The sequence below is a fragment of the Comamonas sp. A7-5 genome, assembly GCF_039581385.1.
GTDB lineage: Bacteria > Pseudomonadota > Gammaproteobacteria > Burkholderiales > Burkholderiaceae_C > Comamonas > Comamonas thiooxydans.
On sequence record NZ_JBCPWO010000003.1, the window covers coordinates 260,962 to 279,945 of the forward strand.

Sequence of the window (18,984 nt, forward strand, 5' to 3'; positions counted from 1 at the left end):
AAGCAGTGATATGCAACTGAACCACGACCTGCTGACGGAGCGCCCAGCGCGCCAAGTCTCCCTCTCGGGAGCCTCCAATTTCCGTGATCTGGGCGGATATCGGGGCCTGGACGGCCGCCGCCTGCAATGGGGCAAGCTGTACCGCTCCGCCCATCTGGCGCATCTGACGCAGCAGGACCTGGAACAGCTGCAAAAGCTGGGCATCCACCGCAGCGCGGACTTTCGCGGCGAAGGCGAAAGCGCGCATCTCTCCTATGACTGGCCCAGGATCGAACGCCATGCCCTGGTCGTCGAGCCCACGGTAGTGCAGCGCGCCCAGTCCATGATGGAGCAGGGCCGCAACCTCAGCAGCCGCGATACCGAGGAGCTGATGCATGACACCTACCGCAGCTTTGTGAACGTGTACGGCAATCGCTTTGCACAGTTCCTCGCGCTGCTGCAACTCAGCGATGCGCCGCTGGTCTTCCACTGCACGGCCGGCAAGGACCGCACGGGCTGGGCCGCTGCCCTGCTGCTGACGGCGCTGGGTGTGGACGAGGAGCAGATCATGGAAGACTATCTGCTGACCAATCAATACTTCAGACGCCCCGCCCAGATGTACGGCCAGCTGTCCGAAGAGGCTCTGGATGCGCTGTGGCGCGTGCAGCCGTCCTACCTGATGGCCTCGGTCGATGTGGTGCGCGCCCAGCATGGCAGCGTGGACCGCTATCTGACCCAGGTTCTGGGTATAGACGGTGCTGCACGCGAGCGACTGGCCGAGCTGTATCTGGAGACTTGATCAAATTTGATAGCTGTCAATGCTTATCCTGAATTGGTTTCATACCAATTTCAGGCATAACAAGCTGTTACGGCAGGGTATCTTCGGCCCGCTACCATGGGCCATAAGCCGCAATGGATGCGGACAAGGAAATGCAGATGCGCAAATGGCTCACCCTGGCCGCAGCAGCCGCCACGCTGGCGCTGACGGCCTGCTCCGGCACCATGCCGGCCTCCTCCAGCTCCAGCGGCTCCGGCGGCGTGGAAATCTTTGGTACGGTGGACGCAGGCGTCAGCCGCACCTGGTAGACCCCGCAGGCACAAAAAAGCCCGCCGTGCATGGAGCACGGCGGGCTTTTGTTTTTACCGCGTAATTAACGGCTGACGTTGGCGTCGGCCACGGTCAGCGCCGTCATGTTCACGATACGACGCACCGTGGTGCTGGGAGTCAGCACATGCACGGGCTTGGCCGCACCCAGCAGCACCGGGCCCACGGCAATGCCGCCGCCAGCAGCCTGCTTGAGCAGGTTGTAGCTGATGTTGGCGGCGTCGATATTGGGCGAAACCAGCAGGTTGGCATCACCCAGCAGCGTGCTGTTGGGCATGAGCTTGGCGCGGGCCTTGCCGTCCAGGGCCACATCGCCGTGCATTTCGCCATCCACTTCCAGCCATGGCGCCTGCTCGCGCAGCAGCTCCAGGGTCTGGCGCATCTTGACGGCGCTGGGCTGGTTGCTGGAGCCGAAGTTGGAGTGGCTCAGCAGCGCAGCCTTGGGCTTGATGCCAAAGCGCATCATTTCCTCGGCGGCCATGATGGTGATCTCGGCCAATTGCTCGGCCGTGGGGTCGTAGTTGACGTGGGTGTCGACCAGGAACACCTGGCGCTCGGGCAGCAGCAGGCCGTTCATGCAGGCATAGGTGGCCACGCCGCTGCGCTTGCCGATGACCTGATCGATGTAGTTCAGGTGCACATTGGTGTTGTTCCAGGTGCCGCAGATCAGGCCGTCGACCTCGCCCTTGTGCAGCAACATGGAGCCGATCAGCGTCAGGCGGCGGCGCATTTCGATCTTGGCGATGGGCGCGGTGATGCCCTTGCGCTCCGTCATGCGGTGATAGCTCTGCCAGAAGTCGCGGTAGCGCTCGTCATGCTCGACGTTGACCACGTCGTAGTCGGCGCCTTCCTTCATGCGCAGGCCGAACTTCTCGATGCGCTGGGCAATGATGGTGGGGCGGCCGATCAGCGTCGGACGCGCAATGCGTTCGTCCACCACGATCTGGGCCGCGCGCAGGATGCGCTCTTCCTCGCCCTCGGCATAGGCCACGCGCTTCTTGGTGGCCTTCTTGGCGGCGTGCACGATGGGCTTCATCATGGTGCCGGAGGCGTAGACAAAGGTCTTCAGGTGCTCGCGATAGGCATCCATGTCCTGGATGGGGCGCTTGGCCACACCGGCTTCGGCCGCAGCCTGGGCCACGGCGGGCGCCACGATCAGCATCAGGCGCGGATCGAAGGGCTTGGGAATCAGGTACTCGGGGCCGAAGCTCAGCACCTCGCCCACATAGGCGGCTGCCACTTCTTCGGACTGCTCGGCCTGGGCCAGCGCGGCAATCGCGTGCACGCAGGCGATCTCCATCGAGGTGGTGATCGTGGTCGCACCGCAGTCCAGCGCGCCACGGAAGATGTAGGGGAAGCACAGGACGTTGTTGACCTGGTTGGGGTAGTCCGTGCGGCCCGTGGCGATGATGGCGTCGTCGCGCACCGCCTTCACATCTTCAGGAATGATTTCCGGGTTGGGGTTGGCCAGCGCGAAGATGATGGGCCTGGCCGCCATCTTCTTGACCATGTCCTGCTTGAGCACGTTGCCGGCGGACAGACCCAGGAAGGCGTCGGCGCCCTCAATCACCTCACCCAGCGTGCGCAGCTCGGTCTTCTGGGCAAACAGCGCCTTGTCCGGATCCATCAGCTCGGTACGGCCCTCATAGACCACGCCGGCAATGTCGGTCACGAACACGTTCTCGCGCTTCAGACCCACTTCCAGCAGCAGGTTCAGGCAGGCCAGAGCCGCGGCGCCGGCGCCCGAAGCCACCAGCTTGACCTCTTCGATCTTCTTGCCCGCGACCTTGAGCGCGTTGACCATGGCCGCTGCCACGGTGATGGCCGTGCCGTGCTGGTCGTCGTGGAAGACGGGAATGTTCATGCGCTTGCGCAGCTCGCGCTCCACGAAGAAGCACTCGGGCGCCTTGATGTCTTCGAGGTTGATGGCACCGAAGGTGGGCTCCAGCGCAGCAATCACGTCGACCAGCTTTTGCGGGTCCTTCTCGTCGATCTCGATATCGAACACATCGACGCCGGCGAACTTCTTGAACAGCACGCCCTTGCCCTCCATCACGGGCTTGGAGGCCAGTGCACCGATGTCGCCCAGGCCCAGCACTGCCGTGCCGTTGGAGATCACGCCCACGAGATTGCCGCGGCTGGTGTATTTGAAGGCCGCAGCCGGGTCCTTGACGATTTCCTCGCAGGGCGCAGCCACGCCGGGCGAGTAGGCCAGGGCCAGATCATGCTGATTGGCCATGGGCTTGGTTGCCGTGATGGCCACCTTGCCGGGCTTGGGGAACTCGTGATACTCCAGTGCCGCCTGACGCAGCAACGCACGTTTATCAATCGAGGTAATGGGCTTGGTGTCGGACATCAGCGGTCTCCAGCTCGCAAAGTAAGTCATCCGCAGTAAGGACTCTCTATGGGCACACAGCCCGGCCTCTGCGCTCCTGCGGACGATGAAATCGGATTTTGGATTGTAGGCCGAGTGCTATCAAAAAAAGAGGGGGTGCAGCTCGGCGTTTAAGGTCAAACAGCCATGACTGTTCAATAACAATGCAAACAAAATCATAACATTATGCGAACAATGCATAACACATGGAGATTTTGCACCTCAGGGCGTGCAGGCATCGTCGCGATAGAGCTCGGCATAAGGCACGCCATCGAAATGCAGCTTCCGGCTGTCCTGCAAATGCGGCATCGCCGTGCTGACGTCGTATCCCTGAGCTGCAATCAATATCTCGGGCGCCAGAGTCGTGCTGTGTGCCATAGGACTTTCAGAGATCGCCACCTCTTCACTCCCTTGCAGACCCCTCATTGCCTCGTTCGCCCAATATGCCAGTGGCACCTCCAGCACTGACTGATCATTGCCCTGGCGAGGGCTGTCCACACAGGGAGGAACTCCAAGGCCATGATCAGACACGTAAAGCAGCGCGCTGGGCGCGTCAGACGCTTCATCCAGCATGCGAATCCAGTCGGCCAGCAGGTCCGAGGTATAGCGAATCGAGTTATCGTATGCATCTGCGCCCTCATAGCGGGAACGAGGGTAGCGCTGGGAGATATCGGGATGACTGCCATAGGTATGAAGAACCACTAGCTTATGTAACGCTTCATCCGCCAGCGACTTCTCCAGCCAAGTCGTCATCACTTCGTCATGTGCCCCATTGCCCACCTTGGCATAGACATCCGCAGAGCGACGCAATATCTGCGAGTACATATCCTCGCTCTTGTCATTGAATCTGGAGTTGGAAAAGACAAAGGTCTTGTAGCCAGCATGCCGAGCCAAATCCAGGAACGAAGGCGAGGCATTTTTCTGGCTGTCGAAAGCAGACTGCCCCGTCAAAATATAGGGCAGCGCCTTTGCAGTATTGAAGCCATGAGCCATGACCTTGTAGGTACGCAAACCGGAAACCTGCCTCAGTGACTGATTGGTATCGTCTTCCTGATAGCCCAATAGTGACCAGCGATGGCTGCTGGCACTCTCACCAATAATCACCACCAAGGTGTTTGCCTGAGGTGCACTTGGCCTGGCAGGCAGTGTCGGCTGATAGAAAACCTCTTTTTCCAGATCTCCATAACGCACTGCAGCCTTGGCCATATGCATGGGGTAGATATGACGCAGTTTATGCACATAGTCATTAACGGTGAACTGCTGAGTCATGCCAAAGGCAAAAAAGCTGCTCCAGAGCAATCCTATGCCCAGCAGTATTCTTTTCTCCCATTTCTGAAATGGAGCTGCTCCAGCCTTGCAGTTTTTAAAGAGAAAGTAGCCACATCCGAAACTTGCCACCAGCCAGCACAGCACGACAAGAATCATCTGGCGATTGATGGAGTTCAGGAACTCGGCAGCCTCGTGAGGCTCGGTGCGCAGCAGCGTGGCAAGGGAAAACTCATCGATCATGTTTCCCAAAAACTGGGCATGAAAAATATTCGCAGCGCCGATAAAAATCAGAAGTGGAATACAGATCGCCAGAGACTTTCGGGACAGCGCCAAAGGATAGAAAAACAGCGCGGCCAACAGCGTGTAGCCCACTTCTTTTCCATATGAGCGAATGAGAAACGGAGGTGAAAAAAGCAATATCCAGGCGAGTAGAGAGCCCAGTCTCATTGCAAAGGAAGATATATTCATTTTTCGTGACAGATTTGTGACGATTGTATGAAATACTTCTTTTGTTAAATAGCCGCCCAAGCAGCGCTCACCACTGATTTCCTAGGACTTGACCCGCAGGGCTATGATTCGCGGTTTCTCTTCTCGACCGAAAGTCCGCCCATGCTGCCCCGCCACAACGACCCGATTGCCGCCATTGCCACCGCTCCGGGGCGTGGTGCCGTGGGCATTGTTCGGGTCTCCGGCAAAGGCATTGCTGCGCTGGTACGGACGCTTTGCGGCAAGGAGCTGAAACCGCGCGAAGCGACTTATCTGCCTTTCAGGGACGCGGGCGGCTCGCCCATAGACCATGGCCTGGCCATCTACTTTCCCGGCCCGCACAGCTACACGGGCGAGGATGTGCTGGAGCTGCAGGCCCATGGCGGCCCCGTGGTGCTGCAGCTGCTGCTGGCACGCTGTCTGGAAGCAGCACAGAGCGCCAATGAAGACGGCAAGCCGGTGCTGACTGGGCTGCGTCTGGCCCAGCCCGGCGAGTTCACCGAGCGTGCTTTTCTCAACGACAAGATCGACCTGGCCCAGGCCGAGGCAATTGCCGACCTCATCGATGCCAGCACCGAAGCCGCCGCGCGCAGTGCCAGCCGTTCGCTGTCCGGCGCGTTCTCGCAGGAAATCCATGTGCTGCGCGATGCCCTGGTGCATCTTCGCATGCTGGTGGAGGCCACACTGGACTTCCCCGAGGAGGAAATCGACTTTCTGCAGAAGGCCGATGCCTTTGGCCAGCTGGAGCGCCTGCGCCATCAAGTCACTGCCGTGCTGGCACGCGCCCATCAGGGCGCGCTGCTGCGCGAGGGCATCAAGGTGGTGATTGCCGGCCAGCCCAATGCGGGCAAAAGCTCGCTGCTCAACGCGCTGGCGGGCGCCGAGCTGGCCATTGTCACCCCCATTGCCGGAACCACGCGCGACAAGGTGCAGCAGACGATTCAGATCGAGGGCGTGCCCCTGCATGTGATCGACACCGCAGGCCTGCGTGACAGCGATGACGAGGTGGAGCGCATCGGCATTGCACGCGCCTGGGACGAGATTGCAGCAGCCGATGCCGTGCTCTTCCTGCACGACCTGACCCGCGTGGAACAGGCCGACTATGCGGCAGCCGATGCCGATATCGCCCGCACCCTGCAGGACAAGCTGCCCGCGCAGGTACCGGTCATCCATGTCTGGAACAAGACCGATATGGCGGCTGCCGACGTGCAGTCCCGCCACACCGCCCAGCTCAATGCCAAGCAGATCGCCTTGTCGGCTCGTACCGGCGACGGCCTGGATGCGCTGCGCAAGCGCCTGCTGGAAGTGGCGGGCTGGCAATCCGCCCCCGAAGGCCTGTACCTGGCCCGCGCCCGCCATGTGGAAGCCCTGCAGGCCGTGGATGCCCATCTGGAGATAGCCGACGAGCAGTTGGCCGCTCAATCCGCCCATCTGGACCTGCTGGCCGAGGAGCTGCGCCTAGCCCAGCTGTCGCTGAACTCTATTACCGGCGAATTCAGCTCCGACGACCTGCTGGGGGTGATCTTCTCCAGCTTCTGCATTGGCAAATAGCCTGACGCTCATCGGGCTCCATCCAGACTCACTGAATCTCTTGAAGCCCTCATGAATACTAGATTTGTTGTCTATCAAGCATGTCGTCACCGACGGCTCGGCCCGTGCCTATAGATATTCCCGGCGAGAGGAATGATCTGGCACTATCTCTAGCGGCTGAATGACAAGTACGAAAAGTTGCCCTTGGATAAGTAGCCTGCGCTCACCCTCAAGGATGCTTGGCTCAAACGTGATGGCCATTCGCAGATGACTGCCGTCAGCGAGTCTCGCTCTCAGAAAAAGCAACGCGTCAAGGGAGAGGAGCCAAAAGACACCATCCTCAAGCAGTTTGCCAAGCTCTTCAACGGCGTGACCGCAAGGACATCGTCATGCCGCACCACTATCTAGACTAGGACACTCTTGCGCTGTCAGTCAGCAAGGCAGTGCGTGACCTTGCCACCACGGGCCTGCGTTCGGAGATTTGGAAGAAAAAGCAGCAAGGCTTTGATCCAGCCACAGGCCAAGTACACGGCCTGCTCAAGCGGATACTGGCTTACGCAGTGATATGAGGCTTGATCTCATCAGATCCGGTCATCACGTCTACAAGGCTGTTTCTAGGGAGCAGCCGTTGACTGTGGATGAAATCAAGAAGTTCTTGCAAACCGTGCAGCTCTCAAGCATCTGCCGTCGTTCAAGGTCAGCATGCGACTCATACTGATGACGCCGTCCGCAAATAGGATGCTGTTGGCAACGCAAAAGGACGTGCACTTTGAAGATGCCGAGTGGCATATTCCGCAAGAGAACTCGAAGAGGGGCAAGCTACACATTGCCTATCTTTCGAAACAAGCGGTGATGCCGCTTCGCGAACTCGTTGTACTCGCTGGTACTTACGAATGAGCTGGCTCACTGACCACGCCATTCGTGCATCACGCCCTCAACAAGCCACTGAAAGTTTCGCCCCAGGGGCAATGACATTGCGGCATTCACCGTCGCACGGTCTCTATCTTCCCCCATGAAAAGGGTTGGACTCCGATGCTGTAGAGAAGGCGCTCAACCACAGCACCAGCGGGTGAGCAGCATCTGCAAGAACAGCGCGAAGCCATGCTTCAAGCTTGGGCCAACACCATTGATTTGTTTTCACCTTCAGAAAATATGATTGTTTCGAGGTTGAAAATGAGAATTTTCTTATACACCTTCCCCAAATAGGTAGGCAGGATCTCTATAGAGATTCCATTGAATTCCGATGCGGTTAACGGTCAGTGAGTTCTTGGCTGATTTCTGCTATGGATATCCGTCCATATGCGGATTGGATACTTATTTTCAATGACAAAAAAGGCTTAGATTACAGGGAGCACCGTATGCCGACCATTTGAAATTAAAAAGAAAGAGCAAGCTGAAGCGCGAATTCAATGGGTAAAGGATCCAGGTCCAATTCCGGCTTTCTTACCGCTGTAAGAGTCATAGCAATTACCCGCTCGCTTGTGGCACCAAGGGTACGGTCAACCGGTGAACGGAATACCCGCCTCGTACCTTGGGACTAAGCATAGGGTTCGCCGGATATTTTATGAATAGAGACTATGGCAAAAGGATGAGGGGTTTAATTCTGATCAGACTATCAAAAATTTGAGATTGGAGATGTGTGAAAAGTAGCCAAATATTAGATTTCCAAACATCCGAGCAATGACCATGAAGCTCTGACGAATTCAGTCAATATTTAATGGCCATGCTTACCTCTTAACTCATATTATTTTACGACCACTTCACTACGAAAAAGCTGCACACTGTGAAATCAACCAGAAACCGGGCAATTAGTTTAATTTCTTGATTATCGTACAAATTACTATTTATTGTATCGGAAAGGTAAATAAGCTCTATTTAACTAATATCCGTCAATAGTACTGGTTAGATGTGCAATATGAACATCTCTGTGGCTAACGCATGATCATAGACTTCCAAATATCTCACAAAAATTTCATTGAGCACCACTATGAAAGAGAGCCTCTCTTGATTAGAGGTGGCTGTGGTACGCACGGCATTACTTGGCGTCAAGCGAACCAGCTCTTTGAGCGATGTGATGTGCTCGCAGACTCGTTCAAGCTTGCATTCGATGGAATCGTTCCAAAGGAAAAATACGTCGAAAGTTATCTGGACGTAGGTAGGTTGCGCCACCGCCTGATTAAGCCTGCTGTGTACGAGCTAATGCGTAATGGTGCAACGCTGATCGCCAACCAAATCAAAGGCGACTCGGTAGTAGATGCACTGGCTAGGCAAATCGGAGCCTTCACTGGGCAGCAGGTAGTGTCCAGCGCATATGCAGCATTCGGCAGCCGCGATTCGTTTCGCGCGCATTGGGATACCCGAGATGTCTATGCCGTGCAGTTGCTCGGCCGCAAGCGCTGGCTCGTGTATCGGCCCACCTTCGAGTGCCCCCTCTATACACAGCAGAGCAAGGAGTACGAGCACGCCTATCCAAAACCGAAGGAGGTCTACATGGACTTCGTGCTGGAGCCAGGCGATGTCTTCTATCTACCCCGAGGGTGGTGGCATAACCCCTTGCCTCTGGGTGAAGCGACCTACCACCTTGCCTTTGGCACATTTCCTCCATATGCCATCGACTATTTGTCATGGGCAGTTGAGGAGTCTCAACATTTCATTGCCGCTCGCAAGGCGCTTGGCCCCTGGGGCCAGAATGAGGAAACAATTAATTCACTGGCCAGGTATTTCTCGGAGTTCATCTCCAATCCAGAAAACCACCGTCGATTTCAGGATAATTTTTATTCGTGTCTTCGTCAGGATTCATCACTGGCAATAGATATTCTTGGCAACCCTGCAATCCAAACTCTGTCCGATGAGCAAAAGCTCCGTGTTGCGACGAACAATCTTCATGGTTTGAATGAGGAATATCTCATTGCCAATGGAGCAAGAGTTGCGCTTGATGACGTCGGGCTGCCGCTGATGCGGCGCATCGCACATTCACCGGGTACCAGTGTGTCGGAGCTTTTAGAAGCACATCCTGAAATTGAGCCAGGCAGGATTCGATCACTCATCACGGAACTGTGTCGCCAAGATATCTTGGAACCATGGTTCTAGATTTCATTCAACGAAAGGCATCATATGGGAAAAATACCCGAAATCAAAGAGAACTTTCTGTTCAAATTATCCGGGTCGGGCATGGGCATCAGCCTTGGGTTGGCATCTATTTTTGTTTTATTTCACGACAAGCTGTCATTTTCCAAGGACTGGCTATCCAGATTAGATCTGGCGCTGGCATTTTGCGTATTACTGTTTTTCGTGAGGTCGATAATTGAATTAAACAAATTCATGCAGGCACTAAAGAAATTTTCGGAAGATCAGTTGTATGACTACGTTCTACAAGAACAGCCGGGAATATATCCACTCACCATGTTCAAGAAATCCGCTTCGTTGATTTTTTTAATTATGGTGCTTTGCTTCGCAGTCTGGCTGTTGACTATCACGTCCCCCCCTCTCATCTCGGCGGTAGTGGTTTCTTTCGTTCTTATTGCGACAGTGACCGAAATTTTCTTGGCCGGAATAATAAAGTCTATAAGGAAATAAAATGCGCGAACTTACTATCGTAGAGCTGAAATTGGTCGGGGCCGGCCTTGATTCTGATGATCGCGCCCAGTTGGGATCCGGTGCTGGCGGCGTTACAGGGGCATTGGGCGGGCAAGTCGCCGGCCAACACATCGGCGGATGGGTCGGAGGCGCTGTCGGCGCGGGCATTGGTGGGCCTATCGGCGCAGTGGGCGGTGTGATCGGGGGCCGGTGGTTGGGCGGACGTGTGGGGGCCATAGCAGGCGGGGCCGTTGGGACTTGGGTGGGGAGCATGTGGGGCGGAGCTGATAAATCTGGCACCGATTACCAAGACGGAAGCAACTATCAATAATCCCAATCAATAGGTGGACTGTCAGGTGCTGCTGTTCAGGCGTGAGGCTCTCATTGCGAAGGAAGTGCAATGGCTTGGCCACATCGTCATGGTGCGACCCTTGTCCTTCTCAGTTTTGACGTTGCTTTCCATCGCCATCGCTGCCTTGATCGCAGGAGTGCTGTTTTTCGGCACTTACACCAAGCGGACGGCGGTCCAAGGCCAATTGCTGCCGGCGACAGGCCAGATCAGAGTCGTTTCGCAACAACCTGGGGTCGTGCTGGAGAAGCTTGTGCAGGAAGGGCAGCTGGTTGCAAAAGGCGCTGTTCTCTACAAAATTTCCAGTGAGCAGTATGGAGAGGATGCTGGCGCGGTCCTGGCCAGCATCAGCCAGAACCTGACGCAAAGGCGGGAGTCACTGCTTGGTGAACAGGAGAAATCCCGGCAGTTGCATGCTGCTGAGCGCCACACCTTGAGCAGAAAGATCGCAAGCCTGCGCGAAGAACTGGCTGTGCAGGCAGAGCAGCTCAAGAGCCAACAGCGCCTACTGGTGCTGGCTGACAATGCCGTCCAGCGATACCAGGGGTTGCTGGATAAAGGCTATATCTCGCAAGACCAGTTCCAGCAGCGGCAGTCCGAACAATTGGGCCAAGTGCAGGTGCTTCAGCGCTTGCGGCGCGAGCGCACCTCCTTGGAGCAACAGCTGGTAGAGCAAACCAACGAACTGTCAGGGCTGGACAGCCGCCAGAAGAATCAACTGGCACAAATCGACCGGCAGCTTTCAGCGCTTGCCCAAGAGCTCACCGAGAGCGAGGCCCGGCGGGCGTTCATCATCGCCGCTCCCGAGGCAGGCGTGGCAACCGCGGTGCTTGCGGAAGTCGGCCATAGCGTCGACGCCCGCTTGCCCCTGCTGCTCATCGTTCCCGCAGACTCTCACCTTGAAGCCGAGCTCTACGTGCCAAGCAGAGCCATGGGTTTTGTCCAGCCTGGCGACCCCGTGAATGTTCGCTACCAAGCCTACCCTTATCAAAAATTCGGGATCTATCGGGGCGAGTTAGTTTCCGTGTCTCGCACCAGCATTTCACCCTTCGAATTGTCCAGCTCGGCCAATGTATTCCAGGGTGCGGGCGAAGCGCGAGAGCCGTTGTATCGGTTGCGCGTCAGGCTGGATAGCCAGGCTGTCACCGCGTACGGCAAGCCACAAGCGCTTCAGAGTGGCATGCTGCTGGAGGCAGACATTCTTCAGGAGTCCCGCCGCCTCTACGAGTGGGTGCTTGAGCCGCTGTACAGCATGGCTGGCAGGGTGACGCTGTAGCCATGGTTTCTTTGGATTCGCTGGCACTGCGTTGGGGCAAACATTTGCCGGTCATGTTGCAGACAGAGGCCGCTGAATGCGGCCTGGCCTGCCTTGCGATGGTCGCGAGCTATCACGGCTACAAGGTAGACGTGACGGAGATGCGCCAGCGCTTCAGCATTTCACTCAAGGGGATGAATCTGGCCCAGGTGGTTCAGGTCGCACACGGCCTTCGCCTGGGCACGCGCGCGGTACGCCTGGAGCTCGATGAGCTCCAGAACCTGGCAGTCCCCTGCGTGCTGCATTGGAACCTTGACCATTTTGTGGCGCTGAAATCCGTCAGTGCTCGAGGCGTGGTGATACACGATCCGTCGACAGGAGCCCGCCCCGTAAGCTTCGAAGAGCTATCGCGCAGGTTCACCGGCGTGGCTCTGGAGTTGTGGCCAAACCCGGACTTCGAGAAGAAAGAAGAAAAGCCCAGGGTCAGGTTGCTTGGCTTGATGGGGAAGATCAGCGGATTGGGCCGATCCCTGCTCCAGGTGCTGGTGATGGGCGTGGCATTGCAGATCGTCGCGCTCGTCGGCCCGTTTCTGCTTCAGTGGACCATAGACAATGCGATCATCAGCAACGACCGCCATCTGCTGGCCACTCTGATTCTGGGGTTCTCCGTCGTGCTGCTAATGCAGGTTCTCATCAGCACCGGCCGGGCCTGGGCGCTGATGCACATGGGCACGCTGTTCAGCCTGCAATGGCGGACCAACGTGTTCAGCCATATGCTGCGCTTGCCCAGCCAGTTCTTCGAGAAGCGCCACCTGGGCGATGTGATCTCCCGCTTTGGGTCCGTCGATCAGATCCAGCAGACGCTGACGGCAAGCTTTTTCTCGCTCATTCTGGATGGCCTTATGGCGTTATCCACCCTGGTGCTGATGCTGGCCTACAGCCCCCAGTTGGCGGCGGTCGTTCTCTGTGCCATGGTGCTCTACGGGCTGATCCGCTGGTCGTGGTACCACCCGCTGCGCAACGCCACGCAAGAGCAGATCATTCATGCCGCTCGCCAGCAAAGCCACTTCCTTGAATCGGTCCGAGGTGTTCAGGCATTGAAGTTGTTTCAAAAGCTGGATATGCGCAGATCCGTCTGGCTGGGCCTGTTCGTCGAGCAGATCAATGCGGGCCTGAAATCCCAGAAGCTGCAACTGTTCTACGCGCAAGCCAACGCACTGCTGTTCGGCGCCGAGAACCTGCTGGTGATCTGGTTGGGGGCCACCATGGTGATGGACGGGCACTTCAGCGTCGGCATGTTCATGGCCTTCTACTCCTACAAGTCCCAGTTCGGCAGCCGCGTGGGAAGCCTTATCGATCGTCTCTTCGACCTGCGCATGCTGCAACTGCACAGCGAGAGGTTGGCCGACATCGTGCTGCATCCACCCGAGGAAGAGGTCCACGCGCTCGTTGCCGACGAATGCAGCGGCCGAGCGGATATCGAAGTGCGGGCGGTGGCCTATCGCTATGGGGACCAGGAGCCCTGGATTCTGGACGACCTGAGCTTCAGTATCGCTGAAGGCGATTCGGTGGCCATCATCGGGCCTTCGGGCTGTGGCAAAAGCACCTTGCTCAAGGTGCTGCTGGGCATGCTGCCAGTGGCGCGGGGAAGCATTCACGTCGCAGGCCATGAACTCAGTAGGGCCAGCCTGTCTAAGCTTCGTGAGCTCTCCGGTTGCGTGATGCAGGACGATGCGCTGTTTGCCGGAAGCCTTGCCGAGAACATTTGCTTCTTCGATCTTCAATCCGATACGCAATGGATGCAGCAGTGCGCGCGCACAGCCGGGATCCATGCCGATATCGAGCGCATGCCCATGGGTTACAGCACCTTGGTTGGCGACATGGGCACGGTGCTTTCCGGCGGGCAAAAGCAGCGGATCCTGCTGGCGCGCGCGCTGTACAAGAAGCCCAGGATTCTGTTCCTGGACGAGGCAACAAGCCACCTCGACGTGGAGGCCGAGCGGCAGATCAGCACCGCAATCCAAGCCCTCGATATCACCCGGATCATGATCGCCCATCGTCCGGAAACGATTGCCTGTGCAGACCGGGTCATCGAACTCGGCCATGGCCGGGTGGTCAATGATGTTCGGGTGCGGCCATTGCGGCAACAGCGCCCACCGGGAGCCTGACTGTGCACAGGCTACGTCTCGCCGCTTGCTTTGCTGTTGCCACCCTGCTCAAGCCCGCATGCGCCATGCCATCTTTCGACGCCTTCGCCACACAAAGCCTGGTCGCCACCCCGGCTATGGTTTCCTCCGCTGTGGAAGTGGGTGTCTGCCCGGCCGGCATGCCGCCGCAACCGCTGACTTTGCACGAAGCCATCACCCGCATCCTGTGTCATGACCCCGCCATCCGCCATGCCAGGTCCACCGCACAAATGCGGGCAGCCCAGGTGGGTCAGCGCCAGTCCGCATATCTGCCCCGTCTGGATGGACGGGTGAGCCAGTCGGCAAACCACATGGCAACCCGTTTTGGAGACTACTTGGGTTCGACCCGCAACAATAGCCGGATGCGTGGGGGCAGCCTCAGCTTCAGTTGGGTGCTCTTCGACTTTGGCCGTCGAGAAGCGGCGTTGGAGGCTTCACACCAAATGCTCGCAGCGGCCCATTCCGATCAAAACGCGACCATCCAACGTGCGTTTCTCGATGCCGCGCATCTCTACTTTGCCGCGCGAGCGAGCAACCAAAGGCTTGCCGCTGCCCAGCAGGTCATGGACCTAGCCAAAGACAACTACGCCGCCGCAGATGAGAAGTACAAAGCCGGCGCGGCAGCCTTGTCCGATCGCCTGCGGGCACAGACAGCTTATACCCAGGCCAGTTTGCGCGTATCACGTGAGAGGGGCGCTCTGTCCAGTGCTTTGGGCTCAATGGCACTGCGTATGGGGTTGCCTGCACTGACGGCCACAAACATCGATGAACGCATCGTTGCTTTTCCCGCCTTGGACTTTATGCCTGAAGTTGACGAGCTCATCCGCATTGCGCTCGGCCAACATCCAAGCCTGATTGCAGCACAGGCGCGCGCGAAGGCTGCCTTGGCTGCAACGCAAGAAGCTCGCGCGATGGCTCGGCCATCGATTGCACTAACGAGCAATCTCGGGCTCTCAAATTCCTTTGGACCTGGCCCAAACAGCCAGCGCCAGGACATGAGCATCGGACTGCAACTGAGCATCCCTTTGTTCTCTGGGCTTGAGCAGACCTATCAGATCCGCGAGGCCCAAGCCCAGGCTGCAGCCCACGTGGCCGAGTTGGACACCGTGCGCCTGCGCGTTTCGGAGGATGTCTGGACGCAGTACAACAGCCTGTGCACAGAAAAAGCCAACCTGGTTCACACCTCAGCGCTCGTTGATCAGTCCAAGCAAGCCATGGATATCGTGCGGGGCCGCTATCGGTCCGGCGTGGGCAGCATGACAGAAGTTCTAAACACCATGGAGACCTATGCCAGCGTTCAGGAGCAGCACATCGGTGCGATGGCCAATTGGCAGGTCTCGCGTGTGGCGCTGGCCGCCCACTTGGGGCTATTAGTGTTCTGGAGCTTGGACTAAACGCCTCTTGCCTGTTCAGAGAACTCCAGTCTCCGTTCTGAGAATCAATGACATCAATTGGCTTAAACGCGAGACCCAGACAGATAGTGGGCGGGCACGCTGGCCACAGCGGAGCTTTAGCCGCAGGCAAGAGTGTTCAGGCATCTCCACTTCTGCCCAGTGATAGCGCTAGGGCATGAATGCATGTCCAAGTTTATGTCCTGGCGCCATTCAAGAAAAAAGCTTTAGATTCAAACGAGTAGATGACTCTCTATTGCTTCTACATCGGCAAGTAAGGCGGCAGGCAGGCCCGCCACCTTGTTCGAGCGGACATAAAAAAACGCCACCTTTTCAGGTGGCGTTTTTGTTGGCGCTGGCGCCGTGCTTACTTGCCTTCGGCAGCCTTGCCGAACTTGGGCAGGTTGAACTGAGGCGGCACGCCCATGCGCTTGTTGATGATCCACTGCTGAGCGATCGACAGAATGTTGTTCGTCAGCCAGTACAGCACCAGACCCGAGGGGAAGAAGAAGAACATCACGCTGAACATCAGCGGCATGATCCACATCATCTTGGCCTGCATGGGGTCAGGAGGAGCGGGGTTCAGGGCGGTCTGCAGCAGCGAGGACAGAGTCATCAGCAGCGGCAGGATGAAGAAGGGATCCGGCACCGAAAGGTCGTGAATCCAGCCAATCCAGGGCGCGTTGCGAATTTCCACGCTGGACTGCAGCACCCAGTACAAAGCCATGAAGACAGGGATCTGAATGACGATGGGCAGGCAGCCGCCCATCGGGTTGACCTTCTCCTCGCGGTAGATGCGCATCATCTCCTGCTGCATCTGCTGAGGCTTGTCCTTCAGACGCTCGCGCATTTCCTGAATGCGGGGGTTGATAGCCTTCATCTTGGCCATCGAAGAGTAGGCCTTGGCGTTGAGCCAGTAGAAGGCAATCTTCAGCAGCACCACCAGGGCCACGATGGACCAGCCCCAGTTGCCGATGAACTTGTGCAGCTCGGACAGCAGCCAGTACAGCGGCTTGGCCAGAATCGTCAGCCAGCCATAGTCCTTGACCAGTTCCAGACCGGGCGAGAGCTTTTCCAGCATGGGCTCGACCTGAGGGCCGGAGAACAGGCGCGAGCTCACGGTCTTGGTCTGGCCGGGCTCCACGGTGCCCACGGGCGTGATCATGCCCACGGCGTAGAGGTTGTCGCCCACCTTGCGCACGAAGTTGTCACGCTGGATGCCGTCGGCCAGCAGCCAGGCGCTGGCGAAGTAGTGCTGCACCATGGCCACATAGCCATTGGAGGATGCCTTGTCGACTTCGGCCTTGCCGTTCTCGATGTCCTTGAACTCGACCTTGTGGTACTTCTTGGCTTCGGTATAGACGGCCGGGCCGGTGAAGGTGGAGTAGAACGTGGACTCATGCTCGGGCTTGTTGCCGTCGCGCACCAGTTGCATGTACAGCTGGGGGTTCACGGCGGCAGAGCCGGTGTTGACCACATCGTGCTGCACATCGACGGCATAGGAGCCGCGCTTGAGCGTGAAGGTCTTGACCAGCTTCACGCCACCCTGGTCGGCCGACTCGAAGCGCACTTGCACGCTGTCCTGACCGTCCTTGAGCTCGCGCTCGCCGGGCATCACGGTCATGGGAGTCTTGTGCGTGGGGAAGTTGCCGCCGATCAGGCCGGTCTGACCCAGATACACACGCTTGGCGTTTTCCTCGAACACCTGCATGAGCTTCTTGTCATCCACGGTGTCGGAGTACTTGAGCAGCTCGGAAGCTTTCAGCGTGCCACCTTCGCTGTCGAAGGTCAGACGCATCACATCGCTGCCCACGATCACATCCTGACGGGGCGTCACGGCTGCTGCAGGCTGAGCCGCGGCATTGGCGGCACCGGGCACATCGCCGGCAGAAGCTGCTGCTGCGGGCTGGGGCACGCTGACGTCAGCAGGCTTGACATCGGCCGCAGCAGGCGCGCTGACCGTCTGCGGCGATGGGAAGAAGGTGGGCTTTTTGCCGTTATGGATTTGCCACTTGTCCCAGAGCAAAACCATGGAAAAGCCAAATATCACCCACAGTATGGTGCGGCGAATATCGTTCATGAAGACTTCTTAGGTGAGGAAGGTTGGGTGGTCGCGGAAGAGTCCGAGGCATCGTCCAGAAAGGAAAACAGCCTGGGCTTTTGCTGTGGCACGGGATCATGCCCTCCGTCACACCACGGATGACAACGCGCCAGCCGGCGCACCGTCAGATAAGAGCCTACCGCAGCGCCGTGTTGCTCCAGCGCTTGAAGGGAATAGGCCGAGCAGGTCGGCTCGAAGCGACAGGCCGAGCCCAGCCAGGGACTGAGCAGCAGCCTGTAGCCACGCACTACAGCCATGAGCAGTCGCTGCATCATGGCTGGTTCTCCGGCTGATTTGCTACTAAATCAGTAGCTTCTTGCGCTTTACCATCAATGGCTTGAGGTGAATTCTTCTTCAAATTCACCTCCGCCTCAGCGGTCTGACGGGCCTGCGTCAGGCGGCGCGCCCCGGTCGCAAAAAGCTGTTGCAGTTCCTTGCGGACCGCTGCCTTGAGCTGATCCGAAGTTGCACTGACGAATTGCTTACGGTCAAACCCCGAGCGCAGGCGCACCACATAGGAAGCACACAGCAGGGCATCCTCGTAATCCGAGGACACCGCGTAGATCTGGCGCTTGATGGTGTGGCGCGTGACCGAGCGGCGTGCCCAGCGCTTGGGCACCATGGCACCCAGCCAGGCCTGCTTGCGCACGGCACCAATGCCAAACAGGGCCTGCGGATCGTTCGATCCGGGCCCTGTCCTGGGGTTGGCAACCATGTCGGGAACCTCGGCCACCAGCTCCATGCGATGCAGGGCGAAGTGCGGGGTACGGGCAATCGTGCCCGCGGACATGGTGGCCTGGAATTGCGGACGCGTTTTCAGCCTTTGCATAGGAGAGCCTCCGTTCAGAGGCCTTCAGCGCAGCGAATGAGCAGACCGCTAGCCAACGCCGGCCTTAGACGGCCAGACGCTTGCGGCCCTTGGCGCGACGTGCGTTGATCACGGCACGGCCACCCTTGGTCTTCATGCGGACCAGGAAACCGTGGGTACGGGCGCGGCGGATCTTGGAAGGTTGGTAAGTACGTTTCATGTTGGTTCCTTGAGAAGGTTCAGTATTTGCGTCGGCAAGGCGCCATGTCTGCGCCCGACCATTCCGGTTTTGCGCCGCACACTGTCACCGCCAAACCCGATATTTTTTCACATGCCGTGCATGTCATCGGACCAGAAGGCAACAAACGGAACAAAGCACCCGCCACAGCGCCTAAAGCAACTGGGCGCGCGCGCACAAAAAAGGCGCCCGGCTCATATCACCCTGAACACATTCAGGGAAACCGGGGATTATCACAGCGTTGTGCCTTTGATGCAATGACCCTTGAATTTGCTAAGGACTCACGGGGCATCCCGTCAAGCACCTGCGCGGCCCAGAGATTCTTTACAAACAGCAG

General features: G+C 57.9%; 14 protein-coding genes. 8 read left to right on the plus strand and 6 right to left on the minus strand.

What is annotated here, in order from left to right:
* Positions 1-10: 10 nt before the first annotated feature.
* Positions 11-778, plus strand: a complete 768-nt coding sequence (locus AAIL67_RS06760) for a tyrosine-protein phosphatase (RefSeq protein WP_034351093.1) — start codon at positions 11-13, stop codon at positions 776-778.
* Positions 779-915: 137 nt separating this feature from the next.
* Positions 916-1,065 carry a hypothetical protein gene (locus AAIL67_RS06765; RefSeq protein ID WP_165571812.1) on the plus strand — a complete coding sequence of 50 codons (150 nt, stop codon included), beginning with the start codon at positions 916-918 and terminating at the stop codon, positions 1,063-1,065.
* A 65-nt stretch (positions 1,066-1,130) separates the two neighbouring features.
* Here AAIL67_RS06765 and AAIL67_RS06770 read toward each other — a convergent pair whose 3' ends face one another.
* Positions 1,131-3,440 (minus strand): NADP-dependent malic enzyme, encoded by a 2,310-nt coding sequence (locus AAIL67_RS06770; RefSeq protein WP_343483636.1) that lies wholly within the window; start codon positions 3,438-3,440, stop codon positions 1,131-1,133.
* Positions 3,441-3,680: 240 nt separating this feature from the next.
* Entirely contained in the window at positions 3,681-5,195 is a 1,515-nt protein-coding gene (locus AAIL67_RS06775; RefSeq protein ID WP_343483637.1) for a sulfatase-like hydrolase/transferase, read from the minus strand.
* A 141-nt stretch (positions 5,196-5,336) separates the two neighbouring features.
* On the opposite strand from AAIL67_RS06775, the gene mnmE reads away from it, so the two are divergent.
* From mnmE to AAIL67_RS06805, 6 genes are all read left to right on the plus strand, one after another.
* Positions 5,337-6,764 carry a tRNA uridine-5-carboxymethylaminomethyl(34) synthesis GTPase MnmE gene (gene mnmE / locus AAIL67_RS06780; RefSeq protein WP_343483638.1) on the plus strand — a complete coding sequence of 476 codons (1,428 nt, stop codon included), beginning with the start codon at positions 5,337-5,339 and terminating at the stop codon, positions 6,762-6,764.
* A 1,917-nt stretch (positions 6,765-8,681) separates the two neighbouring features.
* Positions 8,682-9,833, plus strand: a complete 1,152-nt coding sequence (locus tag AAIL67_RS06785; RefSeq protein ID WP_343483639.1) for a cupin domain-containing protein — start codon at positions 8,682-8,684, stop codon at positions 9,831-9,833.
* 24 nt (positions 9,834-9,857) lie between these two features.
* Positions 9,858-10,319, plus strand: coding sequence for a hypothetical protein (locus tag AAIL67_RS06790; protein ID WP_063662481.1), 462 nt, complete (start codon positions 9,858-9,860; stop codon positions 10,317-10,319).
* Between the two features lie 356 nt (positions 10,320-10,675).
* The gene (locus tag AAIL67_RS06795; RefSeq protein ID WP_343483640.1) at positions 10,676-11,944 is read left to right on the plus strand and encodes an HlyD family efflux transporter periplasmic adaptor subunit; all 1,269 of its coding nucleotides are present in this window, start codon (positions 10,676-10,678) and stop codon (positions 11,942-11,944) included.
* Positions 11,945-11,955: 11 nt separating this feature from the next.
* On the plus strand, positions 11,956-14,091 hold the full coding sequence (locus AAIL67_RS06800) for a peptidase domain-containing ABC transporter (RefSeq protein WP_343483641.1): 2,136 nt from the start codon (positions 11,956-11,958) through the stop codon (positions 14,089-14,091).
* A gap of 65 nt (positions 14,092-14,156) precedes the next feature.
* Entirely contained in the window at positions 14,157-15,503 is a 1,347-nt protein-coding gene (locus AAIL67_RS06805; protein WP_343483642.1) for a TolC family protein, read from the plus strand.
* 364 nt (positions 15,504-15,867) lie between these two features.
* Here AAIL67_RS06805 and yidC read toward each other — a convergent pair whose 3' ends face one another.
* From yidC to rpmH, 4 genes are all read right to left on the minus strand, one after another.
* Positions 15,868-17,580, minus strand: coding sequence for a membrane protein insertase YidC (yidC, locus tag AAIL67_RS06810; RefSeq protein WP_012840382.1), 1,713 nt, complete (start codon positions 17,578-17,580; stop codon positions 15,868-15,870).
* A complete protein-coding gene (gene yidD / locus AAIL67_RS06815) occupies positions 17,577-17,876 on the minus strand; it encodes a membrane protein insertion efficiency factor YidD (RefSeq protein WP_003064792.1) in 300 nt (99 codons plus the stop codon). The genes yidC and yidD overlap by 4 nt, the downstream gene beginning before the upstream one ends.
* Positions 17,873-18,430 (minus strand): ribonuclease P protein component, encoded by a 558-nt coding sequence (locus AAIL67_RS06820; RefSeq protein WP_343483643.1) that lies wholly within the window; start codon positions 18,428-18,430, stop codon positions 17,873-17,875. The genes yidD and AAIL67_RS06820 overlap by 4 nt, the downstream gene beginning before the upstream one ends.
* Before the next feature lie 64 nt (positions 18,431-18,494).
* Positions 18,495-18,629: a 50S ribosomal protein L34 gene (gene rpmH / locus AAIL67_RS06825; protein WP_003060014.1), complete on the minus strand. Its 135-nt coding sequence runs from the start codon at positions 18,627-18,629 to the stop codon at positions 18,495-18,497.
* Positions 18,630-18,984 lie beyond the last annotated feature (355 nt).

Excerpts from the sequence above, each read along its gene's own strand:
- rpmH (WP_003060014.1), bottom strand. The coding sequence starts at position 18,629 with ATGAAACGTACTTACCAACCTTCCAAGATCCGCCGCGCCCGTACCCAC.
- yidD (WP_003064792.1), bottom strand. The coding sequence starts at position 17,876 with ATGATGCAGCGACTGCTCATGGCTGTAGTGCGTGGCTACAGGCTGCTG.
- AAIL67_RS06760 (WP_034351093.1), top strand. The coding sequence starts at position 11 with ATGCAACTGAACCACGACCTGCTGACGGAGCGCCCAGCGCGCCAAGTC.
- AAIL67_RS06805 (WP_343483642.1), top strand. The coding sequence starts at position 14,157 with ATGCCATCTTTCGACGCCTTCGCCACACAAAGCCTGGTCGCCACCCCG.
- mnmE (WP_343483638.1), top strand. The coding sequence starts at position 5,337 with ATGCTGCCCCGCCACAACGACCCGATTGCCGCCATTGCCACCGCTCCG.
- yidC (WP_012840382.1), bottom strand. The coding sequence starts at position 17,580 with ATGAACGATATTCGCCGCACCATACTGTGGGTGATATTTGGCTTTTCC.
- AAIL67_RS06820 (WP_343483643.1), bottom strand. The coding sequence starts at position 18,430 with ATGCAAAGGCTGAAAACGCGTCCGCAATTCCAGGCCACCATGTCCGCG.
- AAIL67_RS06785 (WP_343483639.1), top strand. The coding sequence starts at position 8,682 with ATGATCATAGACTTCCAAATATCTCACAAAAATTTCATTGAGCACCAC.
- AAIL67_RS06775 (WP_343483637.1), bottom strand. The coding sequence starts at position 5,195 with ATGAATATATCTTCCTTTGCAATGAGACTGGGCTCTCTACTCGCCTGG.
- AAIL67_RS06770 (WP_343483636.1), bottom strand. The coding sequence starts at position 3,440 with ATGTCCGACACCAAGCCCATTACCTCGATTGATAAACGTGCGTTGCTG.
- AAIL67_RS06765 (WP_165571812.1), top strand. The coding sequence starts at position 916 with ATGCGCAAATGGCTCACCCTGGCCGCAGCAGCCGCCACGCTGGCGCTG.
- AAIL67_RS06790 (WP_063662481.1), top strand. The coding sequence starts at position 9,858 with ATGGGAAAAATACCCGAAATCAAAGAGAACTTTCTGTTCAAATTATCC.